The sequence below is a fragment of the Phyllobacterium sp. K27 genome (genome assembly GCF_054796155.1).
Genome location: NZ_CM139240.1, coordinates 2,762,993 through 2,783,344 on the forward strand (window position 1 = coordinate 2,762,993; position 20,352 = coordinate 2,783,344).

The following is a 20,352-nucleotide window of genomic DNA, read 5'->3' on the forward strand; positions in this document are numbered from 1 at the left end:
GAATTTGATTGCAAAAACTACACATGTCACCGCGACCGGGGCTGATCCACGGCTCGCAGGCGGTCGTTTAACCATTGATCTCGATGCGCTGGTTGCGAACTGGCTTCTTCTTGCGGAGAAATCCAAACCTGCGCGCACCGCCGCAGTGGTTAAAGCGGATGCTTATGGTCTTGGCATTGTCCACGTCGTTCCGGTTTTATGGAGTGTCGGGTGCCGTACTTTTTTTGTGGCCCTGGCCGAAGAGGGATTGCGCGTGAAAGCCGTCGCGCCCGATGCGCAGGTCTTTGTCCTCAATGGTTTTTTTGCTGAGGCATTTCCCATCTATGAACGATCCAACCTCATTCCCGTGCTTGGGTCGTTGCAGGAACTTGCAAACTGGAGGGAACTCAATGCTGGCCGGACTGAGAAACTACCCTATGCCCTGCATGTCGACACGGGGATGAACCGGCTGGGCCTGACCGTGAGCGAAGCCATTCGTTTTGCTGGCGAATCTGCCGATGATGGGCCAGTGCTGCTAATCACGCATCTAGCAACAGCAGATGAACCAACGCATGAGCTCAGCCAGCGACAGTTTGAGTCATTTCAAAAACTTCGTGCCAATTTCTCCGGAATTGAATCAAGCATCGCCAACTCGCCCGGCATCTTCCACAGTTCGAACACTGGATATGAATTGAGTCGCCCCGGCGTCGCCATGTATGGTGGAGAGCCGCTTTCGGGCGTCGCAAATCCAATGCGTCCGGTCGTCACCTCAGAAGCACGGATTGTTCAGATTCGCACAGGGCTTAAAGGCGAGACAGCAGGCTATGGAGCCACTGCAACGCTGGATCGAGATACGCGGATTGCAATTTGTTCTGTTGGCTATGCCGACGGTTATTTGCGCTCGGCCTCCGGCAGTGGCGTACCCTTAAGACAAACGCTCAATAGTGGTGGTTCTGGTTTTATCGCATGCAAGAGAGTTCCGATCATTGGCCGCGTGACAATGGATCTGACCTCGTTCGATATTTCCGAACTGAAGGAAGACGAAGCTAAGCCGGGCGACTATATTGAACTGTTTGGATCCAATATCAGCCTCGACGAGGCGGCACGGGCAGCAGGCACAATCGGATATGAGTTGCTTACCAGCCTTGGAAACCGCTATCACCGCCGCTACCTCTACAGCGGAAACGAGATTTAATGGCCAAGGCTAGAATTCAATTCATCTGCCAGAACTGCGGCGCTGTGCATACGCGCTGGGCTGGCAAGTGCGATTCATGCGGCGAATGGAACACGCTCGTTGAAGAAGGCACATCGGGCGGCATAGGCAGTGGCCCCGGCAAGCTCTCAGGACGCAAGGGCCGCGCCGTTGCGTTGACCACCTTGTCCGGCGAAATCGAAGACGCACCACGCATCCAGTCAGGAATTGGCGAGCTTGACCGTGTGACCGGCGGCGGCTTTGTACGCGGATCGGCCATTTTGATTGGCGGTGATCCGGGTATTGGCAAATCCACATTGCTGACGCAGGCCGCTGCTGCTTTATCGCGTCAGGGACACCGCATTGTTTACGTATCAGGCGAAGAGGCTGTGGCCCAGATACGGCTACGTGCGCAAAGGCTGAATGCTGCCGACACTGATGTGCTGCTTGCCGCCGAAACCAATGTCGAAGATATTCTTGCAACCATTTCCGATGCGAAACGACCAGATCTGATCATTATCGATTCGATCCAGACGCTGTGGACGGATGCCGCTGATTCTGCACCCGGAACGGTAACTCAGGTCCGCGCCGGAGCACAGGCGATGATTCGCTATGCCAAGCAAACAGGCGCAGCGGTGGTTCTTGTCGGCCATGTGACCAAAGAGGGCCAAATTGCTGGCCCACGGGTGATCGAACATATGGTCGATGCCGTGCTCTATTTTGAAGGTGAAGGCGGACATCATTACCGTATCCTTCGCACGGTAAAGAATCGTTTTGGACCGACTGATGAAATTGGCGTGTTTGAAATGTCGGATAAGGGCCTGCGTCAGGTCGCCAATCCATCCGAATTGTTTCTTGGCGAGCGAAACGATAAATCGCCCGGTGCCGCCGTTTTCGCCGGGATGGAGGGCACACGGCCTATTCTCGTTGAAATTCAGGCTTTGGTCGCACCCTCGACACTCGGCACGCCGCGCCGCGCCGTTGTCGGCTGGGACGGAAACCGTCTTTCGATGATTCTGGCGGTGTTGGAGGCCCATTGCGGCGTGCGGTTTGGACAACATGATGTTTACCTGAATGTGGCTGGTGGATACCGAATAACCGAGCCTGCGGCTGACCTTGCGGTCGCATCTGCACTGGTTTCCTCCATTGCCGGTATTGCCCTTCCCGCCGATTGCGTCTATTTCGGCGAAGTCAGTCTATCTGGCGCGGTTCGCCCTGTGGCGCATGCGGTGCAAAGACTGAAGGAAGCAGATAAGCTTGGGTTCAAGCAGGCTGTTCTTCCCAAGGGAAGCAACGATGTTGCAAAGAACGGCAATGCTCGTCTGACCGAGACTGCTTCGCTACCGGACCTTGTGGCCCGGATAGCAGCATCCGGACCGGGCAAGAGACAACGCGAAGACTGACCAGATGGTTGGTTTTGATATGAGGACTAAATGAAATGCCGATAACGTTGCTTGACGGAATACTATTGGGCATCACCCTTGTCTCGGCGGTCCTTGCCATGGTTCGCGGCTTCTCACGCGAAGTCTTGTCGGTTGTATCATGGGCCGCTGCTGCTGTTGCAGCCTACGTTTTCTACAAGCCGGTTGTGCCCTTTTTAGCCCCTTACATCAGCAATGAAACAATCGTACAGATTGCTGCTGCCGGTCTGGTTTTCATCGTGACGCTCATCGTGGTTTCAATTATTACGATGAAGATCGCCGATTTCATTATTGATAGCCGTATCGGTGCACTGGATCGCACACTTGGCTTTCTGTTCGGAGCAGCACGCGGCGTTTTGCTCGTTGTGGTTGCCATGCTGTTTTTCAACTGGCTTGTTACGGAAAACCAGCCAGCATGGGTGGCGCAGGCGAAATCAAAGCCCATGATCGATGAGCTTGGTGCGAAACTGGTTGCACTTTTGCCGGAGGACCCGGAAACAACCATTCTCAAGCGATTGAAGCCGGAAACACCGGCGGCAACGGATGGGACAACGACGCCTGAACCGAAGGAAGACATTCCTTCGGAAGGCACGGCGCCCGAATAACAGGGCAAAGCATGAAACTGCGTCAATGCTGCTCTTGGGGTTTGCTTGGTAATACCCCATATAGTGTGGCATAATACAAACTAGGCACAATTGACTCGATCCCAATTTACCTTGGGGCGAAAGGGCTGGCGGCAATGACCGACATTTCTCGTGACGATAACCAATTGATGTCCCTTGATGATGACACACTGCATGAAGAGTGCGGTGTGTTTGGCATTTTAGGGCATCCTGATGCAGCAACGTTGACAGCCCTGGGGCTGCATGCGCTTCAGCACCGCGGCCAGGAGGCCGCCGGTATAGTCTCATATGATGGCAACCAGTTCTGCTCTGAGCGCCGTATGGGGCTTGTTGGTGACCATTATACAAACCCGGCTACATTGGCTCAATTGCCCGGTGATCGTGCCATAGGCCACGTCCGTTACTCGACAACGGGTGATGCGGCTCTTCGTAATGTACAACCTCTCTTCGCTGAATTGGAAATTGGCGGGATTGCTATTGCCCATAATGGCAATTTCACCAATGGCCTGACGATGCGCCGCAAGCTCATCGCTGATGGTGCCATCTGCCAGTCCAATTCTGATACGGAAGTGGTGCTGCATCTCATCGCCCGCTCGCGCAGCACTTCATCCAGCGACCGCTTCATCGACGCGATTCGCCAGATGGAAGGCGGCTATGCGATGCTCGCCCTCACCCGTACAAAGCTGATTGCAGCACGCGACCCAATCGGCATTCGCCCGCTCGTCATGGGCGATCTCGACGGCAAGCCGATTTTTGCTTCCGAAAGCTGTGCGCTTGATATTATCGGCGCAAAATTCGTCCGCGACATCGAGAATGGTGAAGTTGTCGTTTGCGAGATTCAAGCCGATGGGTCCATCAGCATCGAAACCTTCAAGCCGCAGCTTCCAAAACGCGAACGTCTATGCCTGTTCGAATATGTCTATTTCGCTCGTCCTGACTCCATTGTTGGCGGCCGCAATGTTTATACGGCCCGCAAGAACATGGGCATTAACCTTGCCAAGGAAGCGCCGCTTGAGGCTGATGTTGTTGTTCCTGTTCCTGACGGTGGCACACCGGCGGCCATAGGTTTTGCCCAGGCAAGCGGTATTCCGTTCGAGCTTGGTATTATCCGCAACCACTATGTTGGCCGGACCTTCATTGAACCAACGCAGTCTATTCGCGCGTTCGGCGTAAAACTCAAACATTCCGCCAATCGCGCAGTCATTGAAGGCAAGCGGGTTGTTCTGATTGATGATTCCATCGTTCGCGGAACCACTTCCGTCAAAATCGTGCAGATGATCCGCGATGCAGGCGCGAGCGAAGTGCACATCCGCGTTGCCAGCCCGATGATTTTCCACCCGGATTTCTACGGTATCGATACGCCCGATGCGGACAAGCTGCTGGCGAACCAATATGCTGATCTTGATGCGATGTGCGCCTATATCGGTGCGGATTCATTGGCCTTTCTGTCGATCGACGGCCTCTACAGGGCAGTGAGCGGAGCACCACGCGATCCGGGCGCGCCACTCTTCACCGATCACTATTTCACTGGCGACTACCCGACACGTCTTCTCGACAAGGATGGCCCGGACAATGTCCGTCAGTTCTCGCTTCTCGCAAATAACGGTTGAGTTCATTTCATGATTTCTGACGGCAGTTTTCGGCTGGACGGTAAGCTTGCGCTTGTCACTGGCGCTTCGCGTGGCATTGGCTATCACCTTGCAAAAGAACTCGCTGGACGCGGCGCACATGTCATTGCCGTGGCGCGTACAGTGGGCGGCCTTGAAGAACTGGATGATGAAATTACCAAGGCCGGCGGTTCCGCGACACTGGTTCCCCTTGATCTGACTGATCTGCCTGCGATTGATCGGCTGGGCGGCTCGATTCATGAGCGCTGGGGCAAACTTGACATTATGATTGCCAATGCGGGCGTGCTCGGAACCATTTCGCCGATCGGTCATGTCGAGGCCAAGGTGTTTGACAAGCTGATGACAATCAATGTCTCGAGCGTTTGGCGGCTCATCCGGACAACCGATCCTTTGCTGAAACTTTCCGACGCTGGCCGTGCTTTGTTGCTTTCTTCCAGCGTGGCGCATTCTGCTCGAGCTTATTGGGCTCCCTATGCTGCTTCTAAAGCTGCCGTGGAGGTTTTTGCGCGCAGTTGGGCAGAAGAGACCAGGCAGACCAAGCTACGCGTGCATTCAGTCGATCCCGGCGCAACACGCACAGCAATGCGCGCGCAGGCTGTTCCAGGCGAGGACCCGGAGACATTGCCCACACCGGCAGAGGTTGCCGCAAAGATCGCCCTGCTCTGCGATCCGGCCATCGATGACACCGGCAAATTGTACAATGTGCGCTCAGGCAAATTGTTGAGCTATAACAATCCAAGCTGATATACCGACCACATTAACCGGTAAGGCGAATGACATTCGTCTCGCAGGCCTCTGTGTTACGAGCCCGCCATGCTTTGGGGCTCATGCCGGTAACGCGCAGGAATTCGCGGTTGAAGTTTGATTTGGTCTGAAAACCCGCATCGAACATGATGCGGGTGATTGGCTCATCGGTCTCCAGAAGAAGCTTGCACGCTTCCCTCACGCGATAGTCATTCACATATTGCGAAACACTCATCCCCTTGGTGCGATTGATCGCATTGGACACTTGCCTGACTGAAAGCCCCATTTTTCGGCCCAGCCTGTTCAAATTGAGATCCACGTCGCGATATGGCTGACGCGATTGCATAAACTCATCAAGCGCAACAGCTACCGCTGCGTCGTCTGCGGTTGGCTGACTGGATAGTGCAGGCTCGTCACCGCTTTCTTCAGCCGAAGGCTGGCTGGCACCCGCAACGGTAGCCGCAGCTCCAAGAACAAGAAGACCAACAATATTTGCTATAGCCACAATGCGGCCAGAATTGAGCCCGCCGGTTTCAGCGAAATCGAAAGTTACCAGCAGGTCGATCACGGCAGAGCCGACCGTGGAAAGCGCGGTAAGCTGCAAGGCGCGATACGATGTGATGACGCCATCCAATCTGGAAGCGCCAAGCACATTGGGCCCTAACCATGCAAGCCTCACCAGTGCCAAGCCGTATCCCAAAAATATCAGGATGATCGCCAACGAAATCGGATCGGGCCAGAAGGCGACAAAACAGGCAATCGACAATGTCGGCAGGAGATGAAGCAGTAAATAAGGCCGTCGCGATGGTGATCGTTCAGTTCGCAGACTATCGAAACTCAACCATGCCAATGTCGGAGCGGCAGCGGCAAGTATTGCCTGGAGTGGCAATATTTCAACCATATCATAGCCCCAGCGCAGTCCTATAATTATCGATTGGACCGCCGCAACAGAAAGCCAAGCAAAGAAGAACGGATTTGACGCGCCCTCATCCTGCCGCCTGATCATTTGGATGAGAAGGATAAAAAGCAGCAGGGCAACGACAAAGGGTAAAGGTACAAAAAGCATTTCAATATCCGAGTGAGTTTCAATCAATATGTCCTCAATCGCGTTTGCGGACGACCTTAATTATGATCCAGGTCGAAAATATTTGAGCACTGCTGCCTCCTGGTGCTGGCGCTAATCCAAGCGCCTATTTCAAGGAGATTGACATGCCAGGATTATTTGCTTCGCTTATCCTGCTCTTTACCACTCTTACACCGGTCGCAGCCAAGGCCGAGACCGCAGCTCAACTGGATGTGACTGCCATCAAGCAGGTGATCATTACCGGCGAGAACAGTCGTGTGGATTTTACGACTTTAGACACATCTCCCTACGCCGCTATTATCACAGGCACTCGGACAAGCTGGCTCGCCAGCTGGTACTCCAGCTGGTTCTCGAACCGCTGTGATACGAAAACGACAACTGAAATCAAAGATCAGACATTAACGATTGACGTTACTGAGACTCCACTTCTCAGCGTCTCAGATTGCGAAGTTCGGATTATCGTCAATCTGCCCAAGGGCGCTGACATCAACATTGAACAGCATGCACTGCTTGCCCGTCTTACCGGTGAGTATCGCAGCATCCGCATTCGTGGAAATGCAGCGGATTTTTCGTTGGTTGGCTATGCCTCCAGCTTCGATATCAAGGGCGACGCGGTGCGCAGCGACGTTCGCTTTGACCGAAGCAGCAATAACGAAACAATCCGCCTCGAATCTCGTGCGCTCGATGCCACGTTCAGTTTTTTGAAGGACACACCGATCAGCTATGCGGTCGATGCCAAAGCCTCTTTAATCGACAGCAAACTTGCAAATACCCCCGACGCAAAACCCTCCATCAACATCACGAGCGATTATGTGCGCGCAACGATCCGTTGAAGCCCCAAACGCCCCCCAATCGAATCAGGAAATTAGACCATGAAAACTCTCAAACTCGCTGCCATTCTCGCTGTTGCTGCATTCAGCACATTTCAGCAGGCCCAATCCGCCGGGCTGAAGTTCATCGAGGTACCCGCCGACAACCGCGGCCCTGCGCTTACCGGTGCGCTCTGGTATCCATGTAAAGGCAAGCCGGAGAAAATCGACATCGGTTTTGCCTTTTCGACAGCGGTGAAAGATTGTCCTGTTACGGGCAAAAATCTTCCACTTATTGTAGTCTCACATGGTGTTGGCGGCTGGATTGGCAATTATCACGGCCTCGCGGAAATGCTTGCTGACAATGGGTTTGTGGTCGCCGCGATCAATCACCCGCGAGACAGTGGCCAGTCCAAAACCCGCGATCCTGGCGATATAGCAGCGATGACCCAGCGCCCTACTGATATCAAAAGGCTGACAGATTATCTGCTTGGTTCATGGCCGGACGCAGGCCAGATCAATCCAGCCCTTATAGGCGTGTTTGGGTTTTCCAGAGGTGGCAATACCGGTATTGCAATGATTGGAGGACAACCGGACTGGAAGCTATTGCTCAACAATTGTCCGACCTACCCCGGTAATCGTTTTTGCGAGCAGATTAAGTCCGGTTCTGTTACAGAAATGGAAAGTGATGAGCGCATCAAAGCTGCTGTGATTGTTGATCCAGCAGGTGGCAGCCTGTTTACTGAAGAAGGTTTGGATAAGGTATCAGTTCCTGTGCAACTATCGGGCTCAGAACATGGTCTCGACGGCGTGTCTCCCGATGATGCTGCAACCATCGTCCGCAACCTACCGAAACAACCCGATTTTCACTTTGTCCCAAACTCCAACCATTTCTCCTTTCTGCCGCCATGCACCCCCAATTTTGCAAAACTTGCGGCCGATTCTGGCGATACGGAACTTTGTAGCGATGAGCCAGGCTTCGACCGTGTTGCATTTCACAAGCAATTCAATGCTGACATTCTTGTTTTCTTTCGCACGCACTTGAGCATTATAAGCAAATAGCTGTTCGCTCCGAAGTCAGGAAGAGGCTTCGGAAGTTTCCGTTTCGGCCGATGCAGCAGCGGCATCCGCAGATTCATAACGCTTCCATGCCCTGTAGCTGAATGGCAGGGTCAAGAAGAAAGCGATTGTCGTCAATGTTAGTGTTTCCCAAGTATAGCTCATCAGGAATGCCACGTAGACCACGATAAACAGGAAGGTCGGCATGACCCAGTCCGACCGCAGCTTGGTGCCAGCCGATTTGCCGCTATAGACCGGCAAACGGCTGATCATCAGTATCGCAACGCCAACCGTGTAGGCGGCCGCTATAAAGGCGAAAGTGCGCGTCGGGACAAGGCCGAGAAAGCCAAGATAGACCGGCAACATGACCAGCATTGCGCCCGCAGGCGCAGGAACGCCGGTGAAAAAATTGTTCTGCCAGAGCGGTTTGCCAGCGACATCGAGCATCACGTTGAAGCGGGCGAGCCGCAAGCAGCAGGCAATGCAATAGAGCAAAGCCGCAATCCAGCCGAAAGAACGCGCCTGATCCAGCATATAGGCATAGAGGACCAGAGCCGGTGCAACGCCGAAATTGACGATATCGGCCAGTGAATCCATCTGAGCGCCAAAATTGGACGACCCCTTCATCATGCGGGCTATGCGCCCGTCAATGCCGTCAAGGAATGCAGCAAGCAGGACCATTGAAACGGCCAATTCGAACCTGTTCTCAAACGCCAGTCTTATCCCGGTTAATCCGGCGCAGATGGCCAGAACCGTAATGACATTGGGCATCAGGTAGCGCAGTGGGATGCGCTTGCCTTTGGGTTCTGCATTTTGACGCTTCTCGTCAAACAAAGGGTCTGTTTCGTGCTCCAATGGCATTGGTCAGCTTATCCGGACAAGTGGAGCGCTTGGCTCGCCGCCAAATTCAGCAATGACCGATTCTCCACCAACAGCTGTTTGACCAACTGCAACACGCGGCACAAAACCTTGCGGCAGGTAGACATCGACACGCGAGCCGAAACGGATCAAGCCAAAGCGCTCACCGATAGAGATTGAATTGCTTTCATCAACCCAGCATACAATACGACGGGCAACCAGACCGGCAACCTGTACAACGGCCACTTCGCCATTGGGGCTTTCAATAACCAGACCATTGCGTTCATTTTCCGCGCTGGCCTTATCGAGTTCGGCGTTGAGAAACTTGCCGGGTTTGTGGACGATTGTGGAAACTCGGCCACGAACCGGGGCGCGATTAATGTGGCAAGAGAAGACATTCATGAATACGGAGATCCGGGTCATTTCCGTATCGCCCAATCCAAGCTCGCGTGGAGGCACTGCCGGACCCACTGCCGAGACGAGGCCATCTGCCGGACTTATAACCAGCTTGTCGTCGGTTGGCGTTACGCGTTGGGGATCGCGATAGAAATAAATGCACCAGGCAGTCAGTATCAGACCGATCCAGAACAATGGCCCCCAAAGGTAACCAAGAATAAGGGTGGCAACGGCGAAGCCTGCGATGAAAGGATAGCCTTCCTTGTGGATGGGCACGAAAGTATTGCGGATCGTATCAACAAGGCTCATTCATCTAATCCTGATTATGCCAGCATCATGTGGTCGCGAAGCGCTTTGCGCAATGTCGTTACATGATGGCAAGTTTTCAACGCGTTTGCGCGTTCTTATCGGAGATTGGCTGCGGGGGCAAACCATTCACGCGGGCATAGCAGGCTTTCCACGAACAACAACACCAAGATCGTCTTCCGCTTGTACGCGGCGCAGCCGCTCTTCGGCCTCGGTGGCTTCGCGTTGGCGATTCCACATCGACGCATACAGACCTTTAATTTTCAGCAGCTTGGTGTGTGTACCTTGCTCGGCGATCACACCATCCTTCAAAACGATAATTTCATCAGCGCCGATAATGGTCGAAAGCCTGTGTGCGATAACCAGCGTTGTCCGGTCACGGCTGACCAGATCGAGTGCCGATTGGATTTCGTGTTCGGTGGCGCTATCCAGAGCCGAGGTCGCCTCATCAAGGACGAGAATGGGCGGTGCTTTGAGAATTGTTCGAGCAATTGCAACGCGTTGCTTTTCACCGCCTGAAAGCTTGAGCCCGCGTTCACCAACCATAGACTGATAACCTTCAGGCAAGGTGTCGATGAATGGCCCGATCTGCGCAAGCTCCGCGGCATTGCGCATCTCCTCATCGGTAGCGCTAATCCGGCCATAACGGATGTTATAAGCAATAGAGTCGTTGAAGAGCACCGTATCCTGCGGCACCATGCCAATGGCTGAGCGCAGGCTTTCCTGCGTCACATCTCGGATATCCTGCCCGTCAATGCTGATGGAGCCACTTTGGATATCGTAGAAGCGAAACAGCAGGCGCGACAGTGTTGACTTGCCCGCGCCGGAGGGCCCGACGATGGCAACGGTCTTGCCCGCAGGAACCTCAAAGCTGACCCCCTTCAAAATCGGGCGCTTTGGGTCGTAGGCAAATTGCACATCGTCAAAGCGAACCGTGCCGTGATCGATAGCTAGAGGCTTCGCATTCGGCTTGTCCATTACTTCCTGCTCAACATCGAGCAGATCGAACATCTGCTCAATATCGGTCAATCCCTGGCGGATTTCGCGATAAATGAAGCCGATAAAATTCAGCGGAATGGAAAGCTGCATCAACATGGCATTGATGAAAACAAAGTCGCCAATTGTCTGCGTGCCCGCCATGACCTCCCTGCCCGACATGATCATCATGACCGCCATGCCGATACCGAATATCACCGCCTGACCAAAATTCAGCCAACCGAGCGACGTCCAGATGCGGGTGGCGGAGACTTCGTATCGCGCCATTGCCCCGTCGAAACGCTTCGCTTCCATGGTTTCATTGCCAAAATACTTAACGGTCTCGAAGTTCAACAACGAGTCGATGGCCTTGGAATTGGCATCCGTGTCGGAATCGTTCATGTCGCGGCGAATGCCGATGCGCCAATTGCTGGCCCGAACCGTGAACCAGGTATAGAGCCAGACCGTGGCTACCACGACCGCCACATAGGAAAGTCCGTATGTCACGGCGAATATGATGGCGGTCAGAAGAAATTCAATCACCGTCGGCGCAGTATTGAGGATCGTGAAACGCACGATCGTCTCAATGCCCTTTGTACCACGCTCGATAATGCGCGACAGGCCGCCGGTTCGCCGTTCGACATGGAAACGCAGAGACAATTGGTGCATATGCACAAACGTTTTATAAGCAAGCTTGCGCACGGCATATTGCCCGACACTGGCAAACAACGCATCGCGCAGCTGGTTAAGCCCGGCCTGAACAATGCGCGCCACATTGTAGGCGGCAACCAACATAAGTGGGCCGATAAGCAAAACCGGCAAAAGCTCGGAAACCTCCAGCTTGCCGTTCAATGCATCGGTCGCCCACTTGAAAAAATAGGGAACGAGGATCAGTACAATTTTGGAAATGACGAGGTAGACCGTGGCCCACACGACCCGCATGCGCAGATCAGGGCGTTCTGACGGCCACATATAGGGCCAAAGGTTTCGAATTGTCTGAAACGTCTTTCCAGATTCGGATGATACGGTCTTATCGGTCACTTCTAATCCTCAAGCACGTTTTCGCGCCAGACTTGCGGCTGCGGTGGAGTGATATTCTGCGGTGGACAGCAAAGCTCGGCCATATTGTTTACAAGCGTCGCAACATGGGTGAACGCTGCCGGATCGATGCTGTAATGTGAGCTTTGGCCGGATTGACGGTAACGAACCAATCCAGCTTCAACCAAAATCTTGAGATGCTGCGAAACAGTTGACTGGGCAAGATCCAGACCAGCGACGATATCCTTGCAGCATGATGCATCAAGACAGGAGAGCTGGCGCACGATGCGCAAACGTGCCGGATGAGCAAGCGCCGCAAGAATGCGCGCAGTTTCAATATCCTCAAGGGTTTTCTGGCAAGTCATCGTTCATCGTCGATAAACGATGCAACCTATCATTGCAATGCCGCCTGCAAATCTTTTGCGTAAAATTGCCGAAACACAGTGGATATTTCTACTGAACAGCCGGTTTGTCGTTCTCAGGCAAAGTAAAGACCTGGCCGGGGAAAATGCGGTCAGGGTTGCGGATCTGCTCCTTGTTCGCAAGGTAGATCGTGGTGTAGCGCATCCCCTCGCCATAGGTCCGGCGCGAAATCTGCCACAGATTATCGCCTCGGCGAATAATGACCGAACCCTCAACGCTTTGCAGCGGGGCGGCGGCATCGCCTGTTGCAACTTGCGCTGTTGCACTCTCTGTCTGCACAGGTTCACCGTTAGCTGATGCAGATGCGACGGCGGAGATACGCTCGCCTGCCTCGCGCTTGAAAGGTACGGCAGACTTTGCAAGAACAGTAACCCCGTCAGGCCCGAGCATATCGGCGCGAACGATGTAATCGCCGACTGCCAATTCCTTTACGGTCTGCACAAGAAAGCGCCCTTCGGGTGTTGTCATCGTCGAACCAAGCAAATCGCTGTTTGCATAAACTTTCACGGTTGAACCGGCTTCGGCGGTTCCGGCGATGAAGAGCTTATTACCTTCAATCTCGACAGCCTCCACAGCAATCCGGGCTTTGACGGCCGGCTGGACCACAGGCTTGTCGCCTTTGGGTGCAGCGCTGGCAATTGTCTGCCCTGCGTCAGGTGCGGGTGTGGCCTCCGGCGTCGTGATCATCCGGCTTGGCTGACCGGATTGTTCAACGAGAGCCAGCACCTGTCCAGTCTTGGATTCAGGAATGGAGACTATCGCTGTTTCGATCGACGTCATGGCTATACCATTGGCACCAGTAGAACGCAGCACGAGCTGATAGTCGCCAGGCTTTAAAGGATCATCGAGAGCAATGACAAAGTCACCGCTTTCGTTGGATTTGGTGGTACCAATAACTTTGGAGCGCGAAAGCAGATCAACGGTGGCACTGGCTGACGCCTTTCCGGCGATGACAATCGATCCCGAGGGCTCAACACGCAGCACATCAAAAGTGGGGGCGCCAGAGCTTGGTGGAACCGTTGTTAGCTCTGGCTGCGGCTTTGCTGCCTGTTGTGTTGGGGCATTCCCGGCAGAGGGCGCTGGAACGGCCGGTTCAACCGCTGGCGCTGCGGGTTTCGCCGAAGTGTCCATATCGGCAATGGCTGCTGGTTTGTCAGCGTCTGTTTTACCCGAAACATCTGCCAGATAAAGCGCAACCAACCCCGCCGCAACAATGGCGCTAATCCCCAATAATGCAAATCGTGTGCTGAGCATTGTTTTTTACCTCTTGTTCTTTTTGCTCTAGCGTCTTTTACGTTTCTCTACAAGAAACGACGCAAACTTGCCCTACTATACCTTTGATCCAGCCAAAGCGGTAGGGTGTCCCGATTTGTCACGCTTGACTGTCTGCAAAGCAAAAGGCACCAAGGCTATATGAGCAAGATTCGATCCATTTGTGTTTACTGCGGTTCGTCGCCGGGCCGTGATCCAATTTATAAACAAAGCGGCAAGCTGCTTGGAAGTTCAATTGCTGAGCATGGCCTTGAGCTGATTTATGGCGGCGGCACAAAAGGTATTATGGGGGCTGTTGCCGATGGCGTTATGTCTGCAGGCGGCAAGGTAACCGGCATCATACCAAAATTCCTTATGAACAAGGAAGCCACCGAGCATTCATTGCAACAGCTTTCCGAATTGATTGTCACTGAGGATATGCACGAGCGCAAACATAAGATGTTCGAGCGTTCCGATGCATTTGTCACCCTTCCCGGTGGCATCGGGACTGTCGAGGAAATTGTCGAGATCATGACTTGGGCGCAGCTTGGCCGTCACAGAAAGCCAATGGTCTTCGCCAATATCAATGGTTTCTGGAATCCAATGCTGGCGTTGATTAATCATATGAAGGCCGAAGGCTTCGTTCATACGTCACATTTGGTCAATCCGATTGTGGTAGACAGGCCGGAAGATATTGTGCCTGCGATCCTTAATGCTGCATCCAAGGGTGATCGGGAAGGCAATGAAGCTATCATTGAGCGGCTCTGACAGGATAGAGGGATCAGCATCATGGACACGCTCGATCCCCAGTCTGTATCGCCCCGGATAGACGATTTTGTCATAGTCCATAATTTTGATGCCAGTGGCGCGCTGACTACCAAAGTTGCAACGGATATCAGCTGGTCATGGAAAAATTACGCGCTGGTCGACGTGCGCGCCAAGCGCAGCCTGGATATTGACACCGCCCTGCCGGAAGCGGTCAAAGAAACATTGCTTGCTGCGGGTGATCAATATCAGATCAGCTATGAAGATGGCTGGCTTTTCGGTGAACTCCCCGACCTGCAGCACGAGCATTATGGCGACGCACGCCAACTGGGCTATTTCCGCTTCGCCTTAAATGAAAAACTCTTCATCAGCGGGCGCAGACATCCTCTGCAATCGGTCGATGATGTCCGGCAGTTCATACTGCGAGACAAGATAAGACCCGAGACACCGCTTGAACTGTTTAACGCCATATTTCGGCGTTTTCTCGAACTTTTGAAAGCAGAAATCGCAAAGCTTTCCGAAACGCTGGACTCAATCGAAGATCATATTGTTGGCGAAAATTGGCAGGGCGAACGGGAACGGCTCGTGCCCGTTAGGCGTCAGATTGTGCTGTTTCATCGTCATTTGACAGCCGCGACCAGCCTCTTTCGCCATATCGACCATGCTGACCGGCGCGCTTTTCCTGAGAATGTGGATGATTTGATTGAGGGTCTGTCGCGCCGAGCAGAAACTCTGCACGCAGAGGGAGAGCAATTGCAGCAACGCGCGCGGCTATTGCAGGATGAACTTATGGCAAAACTGTCCGACCAGTCGAACCAGTTTCTTTATATTTTGTCGATCATGACAGCCGTCCTGCTGCCCACCACAGTGATCAGCGGTCTGTTCGGAATGAATACTGGCGGGTTGCCATTTCTGGAAAGTCCACACGGATTCTGGATTGTGGCCTCTGCAGCGCTGTTTATTTCAGTGACGGTCTATCTGTTCGTCCGCAAGATTGGTGGCTCACGGCGTTAAACTGCTGCAACTGGACGAGCTTTACGTGCTTCGTGCAGCATGGACCAGGTATAGATAGCCAGCGCCGACCAGATCAGAGCAAACGCAATGAACTGAATATGGGAGAACGGCTCACCAAACACAAAGATTGCACTCAGAAACACGATCGTCGGCGCAATATATTGCATCAGGCCAATGGTGGTGTATCGGAGCAGTTTCGCACCAAAAGCGTAAAGAATAAGCGGAACGGCAGTTGCAGGGCCCGCAAAGAGCAAGAGGCCGATATCATGCGCGCTGCCTTGAGCGAAATGGCTCGTGCCCTGCATGATGGTCCATCCGATCAGAACAAGCGAAGGGATCGACAGGATCAAAACTTCCAGCATGAAACCTTGCGTCGGGCCGATAGGCAAAGTCTTGCGGAAGAAACCATAGAACCCGAAGCTGAAGGCAAGAACCAGCGATATCCATGGCAAACCACCCGAATAGATGGTGAGAAGGAGCACCGCACAAGCAGCAAGGGCAACTGCAACCATTTGGGGCTTCGATAAGCGCTCCCCGAGAAACACTGCACCAAGAACAACATTGACCAGCGGGTTTATGTAGTAACCCAAAGCCGTATCAATCGCATGGCCGGAACCGATAGCCCAGACATATGTACCCCAGTTTACAGTGATCAGACTGGCGGTGAGTGTAGCCATCGCCAACATGCGCGGCGTCGTCAAAGCAATCTTGAGATCGCCAAACAGACCGAGCCACCAAAGCAGAAGCCCGGCAATTGGCACAGACCAGACAATCCGGTGCGCGACAACTTCAAGTGCAGGGATGTGCGCAACCGACTTTAGATAAAACGGAAGAATACCCCAGAGCAGATAGGCTGAGAGAGCAAATATAAAGCCCTTTTTGCCATCTGACATACCCGGCAAAGGTACAGCTTCGATTGCGGCATTCATTTTTGCTTGTTCGCTCATGGTGCGAATCCCTAGACCTCAGCCTGCACTACGTCCATTGAATTCGAATGATCGAAACATCAAGCCATTTGATGTTTTGGCATTTTTCCGGCCAAAATGACCTATTCCGCCGCTATTTTTCCCGCAAGGTCGCGATTTTTCATCAATTTATAGACCACAGAGTCCATTAGCGCCTGAAAAGATGCGTCAATGATATTGTCGGAAACTCCGACCGTCCACCATCTGACATTGGTTGAATCGGTCGATTCAATCAAAACCCGGGTAATCGCTTCCGTACCACCATTGAGGATACGGACTTTGAAGTCCGCCAAAACAAGATCGTTGATCTCATCCTGATAACTGCCCATGTCCTTGCGCAAGGCAAGATCGAGCGCATTAACCGGCCCATGACCTTCAGCCACCGACATGCGCATTTCGCCGTCAACCTCCATGCGAACCACAGCTTCGGAGACAGTTTTTATATTTCCGTTGGCATCGAAGCGGCGCTCAACCATGCAACGGAATGAATCCACCTTGAAAAACTCCGGCACGGTGCCAAGCGTGCGCCGCGCCAATAGCTCAAAACTGGCATCAGCGCCTTCATAGGCATAACCTTCGGCCTCGTGCTCTTTGACAAGAGATATCAGCGTATCAAGACGTGGGTCGGTTTTGCTGACAGATATGCCGCGCCGCTCCAGCTCGTTGATAAAATTGGACTTGCCGCCTTGGTCAGAAACCATGACCTTGCGGCGATTGCCCACCGTTTCCGGCGGAACATGTTCATAAGTCGCAGGCTCCTTGATCAGGGCAGAAGCGTGAATTCCCGCCTTTGTGGCAAAGGCGGAAGAGCCGACGAATGCTCCCTGCGCGTTCGGCGCGCGGTTGAGCAACTCATCGAAACTGCGTGACAGACGCGACAAACCCTTCAGCTTTTCAAGACTGATGCCAGTCTCGAAGCGATCCGCCCATGCGGGCTTGAGCATCAATGTCGGGATAATGGTGATCAGGTTGGCATTGCCGCAGCGCTCCCCGATACCATTAAGCGTGCCCTGCACGTGACGAACACCGGCATCGATAGCAGCCAGCGAGTTTGCGACAGCCTGCTCCGTATCATTATGCGCGTGAATACCGAGGTGGTCACCGGGGATGAATTTCGTAACGGCTTTGACAATCTGCGTCACTTCGGCAGGTTGCGTGCCGCCATTGGTATCGCACAGGACTACCCAACGCGCGCCCGCATCATAGGCGGTCTTGGCACAAGCCAGCGCGTAGTCAGGATTTGCTTTGTACCCGTCAAAGAAGTGCTCGCAGTCAACGATGGCTTCCTTGCCGGCTTTGACAGCAGCCCTCACCGATGTGTCTATGGACTCAAGGTTTTCTTCATTTGTACAACCAAGTGCAACGCGAACATGATAATCCCAGCTCTTGCCGACGAAACAAACCGTATCGGCAGAAGAGCTAATGAGCGCTGTAACACCAGGATCATTTGAAACGGAAACACCCGCGCGTTTTGTCATGCCGAAAGCGGCAAATTTTGCACGGCTCGTGCGCTTTTCAGCAAAGAATGCCGTATCGGTCGGGTTCGCTCCGGGATAGCCACCCTCAACATAGTCGAAGCCAAACTCATCGAGCATTGCGGCGATGACTTTCTTGTCTTCGACTGAGAAATCAATGCCGGGCGTCTGCTGACCATCACGCAAAGTCGTGTCGAAAAGGTAGATGCGTTCTTTGCTCACTTGTCGGTCTCTTCCGCAGGCCATGTGTCTGTATCAAAATCCGGATGCTGATACGAAACCATTGTTTTCAAGAAATCGACGGAGTCAGGATCGCCCTCAGATGTATATCCGGGCAAAGATAAGAGATTATCGACATAAGGCAATTTGCCTTCAAGTCCCCATTGAACCGTCGGCGCGAGTTCTTCCGGCTCATCAAAGGCGCCAATGGCAAGAGCTATACCATCGGGCGCTTCGTAGGTCAGTGGTGTTCCACATGCGGCGCAAAAGCCTCGCTTGACATGATTGGACGATTGAAACCGTTTTGGTTCACCTCGGGTCCAGGTCAAATCCGCATCCGTTACTGAAACCAGCGGAGCAAAGAAATTGCCGAATGCTTTCTGGCACATACGGCAATGACAGATTGATGGGCTTCCCAATGCGCCCTCAACGCGGAACCGCACGGCTCCGCATTGACAGCCTCCGGTGTAGACTGGTTTGTTATCCAAACTCACCGCTTTACCTCCCAAGTCGTCACACGTTCGCCAGTGACCGCATCCTTGCCATCTTTCAGCTGAATGCCTTTTTCCAGCAATTCATAACGGATAGCATCTGCTTCGGCAAAATCTTTGGCGCCGAGCAGTTCCAGCCTTTGCGTTATTTTGGCTTCAATCTCGGCAATGAATTCAGACGACACTTCGTCTGCATTGCCGCTCAAATCAATGCCGAGCAATGCAAATGTTGCCTTATAGGCTGCAGGATCCAGCGCCCGGGATTTACGCACAGTGGCCAGCCAGTTAATGAGTCCTGGCGTTGCAAGATCATCGGACAATATCTCCAAAGCCTCATCGGGCACCCATCCGACAGCGGCAGATCCCCCATATTCCCGCGCTTTTGCGAGAACGTTTTCGGCCTCCTCCAGCCGATTGAGAGTGAAATCAATCGGCTCACGATAATTGGTCATGAGCATCGCCAGACGCAGTACAGCACCCGACCACTTCCGGTTACCGAATGTCGTTGTGTTCAACAATTCGTTGATGGTGAAGAAATTCCCGGCACTTTTGGCCATCTTCTGGCCTTCGACCTGAAGAAAACCATTATGCATCCAGATATTGGCCATCCGATCAGTGCCAAACGCGCAGCATGATTGGGCGATCTCGTTTTCATGATGAGGAAATACAAGATCGATGCCACCGGCGTGGATATCGAAGATGTTCTTCATTGGATCATCGCATTGCAATCCGCCGCCGAATGGCTCCAATAGCTTTGCCATCGACATTGCCGAGCACTCTATATGCCAGCCGGGACGACCAAGACCCTCAATCCCCGCAGGTGACGGCCAACCGGGCTCCCCTTCCTTCGAAGGCTTCCACAAAACAAAGTCCATCTCGTCGCGCTTATACGAAGCAACGTCGACACGCGCACCTGCGAGCATATCATCGGCAGAACGGCGTGCCAGAAGCCCATAGCGCGGCCCCCTCGCCGCGTTCATTGCGGAGGGCGAAAACAGCACATGCCCATCAGCAACATAAGCAACACCGCGCTCTACCAAGCGATCAATCATTGCGACCATTTCCGCAATATACTCGGTCGCCTGGGGCTGTGCTGACGGTTCCAGATTGCCAAGCGCTGTCACATCGGCCTGAAACTGGGCGTTCGTAGCCTGTGTAACCTTGCCAATAGCTTCATTCAGCGGCAGTTCAGGAAAATCCCGGGCAGCGCGTGCGTTAATCTTGTCATCGACATCCGTGATGTTACGGACATAAGTGACGTGGTTCTCGCCATACGTCTGGCGCAAAAGCCGAAACAGCACATCAAAGACGATGACAGGTCTGGCGTTGCCGATATGGGCATAGTCATAGACCGTCGGACCACAGACATACATGCGCACGTTTTTACTGTCGATTGGCTCGAATTTTTCCTTCGAGCGTGTCAGCGTATTGTAGAGGCTTATGTCATGCGGCATGGATCGTCTCAATTTTCAGGTTAACATACAGGATATCAACAGACGGGTCGCTTGACCGGCATATTTGCATCTTTGGTACTGAAAATTTGAGATGAAAACGGCCGGGCCAGCAAATGCTAGCTGATAATGGTCCGACAGATAATAATAATCGTGACTGGCAACGTTTTCATGGGTGCCTTTATG

General features: G+C 53.3%; 19 protein-coding genes. 9 read left to right on the top strand and 10 right to left on the bottom strand.

Going from position 1 to position 20,352, the window contains the following annotated elements; translation table 11 throughout:
• Positions 1–7 precede the first annotated feature (7 nt).
• The 5 genes from alr (at position 8) to ACYJL1_RS13730 (ending at position 5,587) form a co-directional block, all read left to right on the top strand.
• Positions 8–1,174 (top strand): alanine racemase, encoded by a 1,167-nt coding sequence (gene alr, locus ACYJL1_RS13710; protein WP_460898040.1) that lies wholly within the window; start codon positions 8–10, stop codon positions 1,172–1,174.
• Positions 1,174–2,574 (top strand): DNA repair protein RadA, encoded by a 1,401-nt coding sequence (radA, locus tag ACYJL1_RS13715; protein ID WP_460895899.1) that lies wholly within the window; start codon positions 1,174–1,176, stop codon positions 2,572–2,574. The genes alr and radA overlap by 1 nt, the downstream gene beginning before the upstream one ends.
• Positions 2,575–2,609: 35 nt before the next feature.
• On the top strand, positions 2,610–3,197 hold the full coding sequence (locus tag ACYJL1_RS13720) for a CvpA family protein (protein ID WP_460895900.1): 588 nt from the start codon (positions 2,610–2,612) through the stop codon (positions 3,195–3,197).
• Between the two features lie 134 nt (positions 3,198–3,331).
• A complete protein-coding gene (purF, locus tag ACYJL1_RS13725; protein WP_460895901.1) occupies positions 3,332–4,825 on the top strand; it encodes an amidophosphoribosyltransferase in 1,494 nt (497 codons plus the stop codon).
• A gap of 9 nt (positions 4,826–4,834) precedes the next feature.
• Positions 4,835–5,587 carry an SDR family NAD(P)-dependent oxidoreductase gene (locus ACYJL1_RS13730; protein WP_460895902.1) on the top strand — a complete coding sequence of 251 codons (753 nt, stop codon included), beginning with the start codon at positions 4,835–4,837 and terminating at the stop codon, positions 5,585–5,587.
• Positions 5,588–5,600: 13 nt separating this feature from the next.
• On the opposite strand, the gene ACYJL1_RS13735 is transcribed toward ACYJL1_RS13730, so the two are convergent.
• Positions 5,601–6,653, bottom strand: coding sequence for a helix-turn-helix domain-containing protein (locus ACYJL1_RS13735; RefSeq protein ID WP_460895903.1), 1,053 nt, complete (start codon positions 6,651–6,653; stop codon positions 5,601–5,603).
• A gap of 143 nt (positions 6,654–6,796) precedes the next feature.
• Here ACYJL1_RS13735 and ACYJL1_RS13740 point away from each other — a divergent pair, with 143 nt between their 5' ends.
• Together ACYJL1_RS13740 and ACYJL1_RS13745 are read left to right on the top strand one after the other, a co-directional pair.
• On the top strand, positions 6,797–7,504 hold the full coding sequence (locus ACYJL1_RS13740; protein WP_460895904.1) for a hypothetical protein: 708 nt from the start codon (positions 6,797–6,799) through the stop codon (positions 7,502–7,504).
• A gap of 39 nt (positions 7,505–7,543) precedes the next feature.
• Complete coding sequence (locus ACYJL1_RS13745) at positions 7,544–8,542, top strand: alpha/beta hydrolase family protein (RefSeq protein ID WP_460895905.1); 999 nt, start codon at positions 7,544–7,546, stop codon at positions 8,540–8,542.
• A gap of 15 nt (positions 8,543–8,557) precedes the next feature.
• Here the strand turns inward: ACYJL1_RS13745 and pssA are convergent, their stop codons facing one another.
• The 5 genes from pssA to ACYJL1_RS13770 form a co-directional block, all read right to left on the bottom strand.
• Entirely contained in the window at positions 8,558–9,400 is an 843-nt protein-coding gene (pssA, locus tag ACYJL1_RS13750) for a CDP-diacylglycerol--serine O-phosphatidyltransferase (protein WP_460895906.1), read from the bottom strand.
• A 3-nt stretch (positions 9,401–9,403) separates the two neighbouring features.
• Positions 9,404–10,102 carry a phosphatidylserine decarboxylase gene (locus tag ACYJL1_RS13755; protein ID WP_460895907.1) on the bottom strand — a complete coding sequence of 233 codons (699 nt, stop codon included), beginning with the start codon at positions 10,100–10,102 and terminating at the stop codon, positions 9,404–9,406.
• Positions 10,103–10,228: 126 nt separating this feature from the next.
• On the bottom strand, positions 10,229–12,046 hold the full coding sequence (locus ACYJL1_RS13760) for an ABCB family ABC transporter ATP-binding protein/permease (RefSeq protein WP_460898041.1): 1,818 nt from the start codon (positions 12,044–12,046) through the stop codon (positions 10,229–10,231).
• A gap of 71 nt (positions 12,047–12,117) precedes the next feature.
• On the bottom strand, positions 12,118–12,477 hold the full coding sequence (locus tag ACYJL1_RS13765; protein WP_460895908.1) for an ArsR/SmtB family transcription factor: 360 nt from the start codon (positions 12,475–12,477) through the stop codon (positions 12,118–12,120).
• 88 nt (positions 12,478–12,565) lie between these two features.
• Positions 12,566–13,789, bottom strand: coding sequence for a LysM peptidoglycan-binding domain-containing protein (locus ACYJL1_RS13770; protein ID WP_460895909.1), 1,224 nt, complete (start codon positions 13,787–13,789; stop codon positions 12,566–12,568).
• Positions 13,790–13,948: 159 nt separating this feature from the next.
• On the opposite strand from ACYJL1_RS13770, the gene ACYJL1_RS13775 reads away from it, so the two are divergent.
• Positions 13,949–14,554: an LOG family protein gene (locus ACYJL1_RS13775; protein ID WP_460895910.1), complete on the top strand. Its 606-nt coding sequence runs from the start codon at positions 13,949–13,951 to the stop codon at positions 14,552–14,554.
• A gap of 21 nt (positions 14,555–14,575) precedes the next feature.
• Complete coding sequence (locus ACYJL1_RS13780) at positions 14,576–15,565, top strand: CorA family divalent cation transporter (RefSeq protein ID WP_460895911.1); 990 nt, start codon at positions 14,576–14,578, stop codon at positions 15,563–15,565.
• On the opposite strand, the gene rarD is transcribed toward ACYJL1_RS13780, so the two are convergent.
• From rarD to cysS, 4 genes are all read right to left on the bottom strand, one after another.
• Complete coding sequence (rarD, locus tag ACYJL1_RS13785; RefSeq protein WP_460895912.1) at positions 15,562–16,512, bottom strand: EamA family transporter RarD; 951 nt, start codon at positions 16,510–16,512, stop codon at positions 15,562–15,564. The genes ACYJL1_RS13780 and rarD overlap by 4 nt on opposite strands.
• 101 nt (positions 16,513–16,613) lie before the next feature.
• A complete protein-coding gene (cimA, locus tag ACYJL1_RS13790) occupies positions 16,614–18,227 on the bottom strand; it encodes a citramalate synthase (protein WP_460895913.1) in 1,614 nt (537 codons plus the stop codon).
• On the bottom strand, positions 18,224–18,718 hold the full coding sequence (locus ACYJL1_RS13795) for a GFA family protein (protein WP_460895914.1): 495 nt from the start codon (positions 18,716–18,718) through the stop codon (positions 18,224–18,226). The genes cimA and ACYJL1_RS13795 overlap by 4 nt, the downstream gene beginning before the upstream one ends.
• Positions 18,715–20,169 carry a cysteine--tRNA ligase gene (cysS, locus tag ACYJL1_RS13800; protein WP_460895915.1) on the bottom strand — a complete coding sequence of 485 codons (1,455 nt, stop codon included), beginning with the start codon at positions 20,167–20,169 and terminating at the stop codon, positions 18,715–18,717. Before cysS ends, ACYJL1_RS13795 begins: the two co-directional genes overlap by 4 nt.
• Positions 20,170–20,352 lie beyond the last annotated feature (183 nt).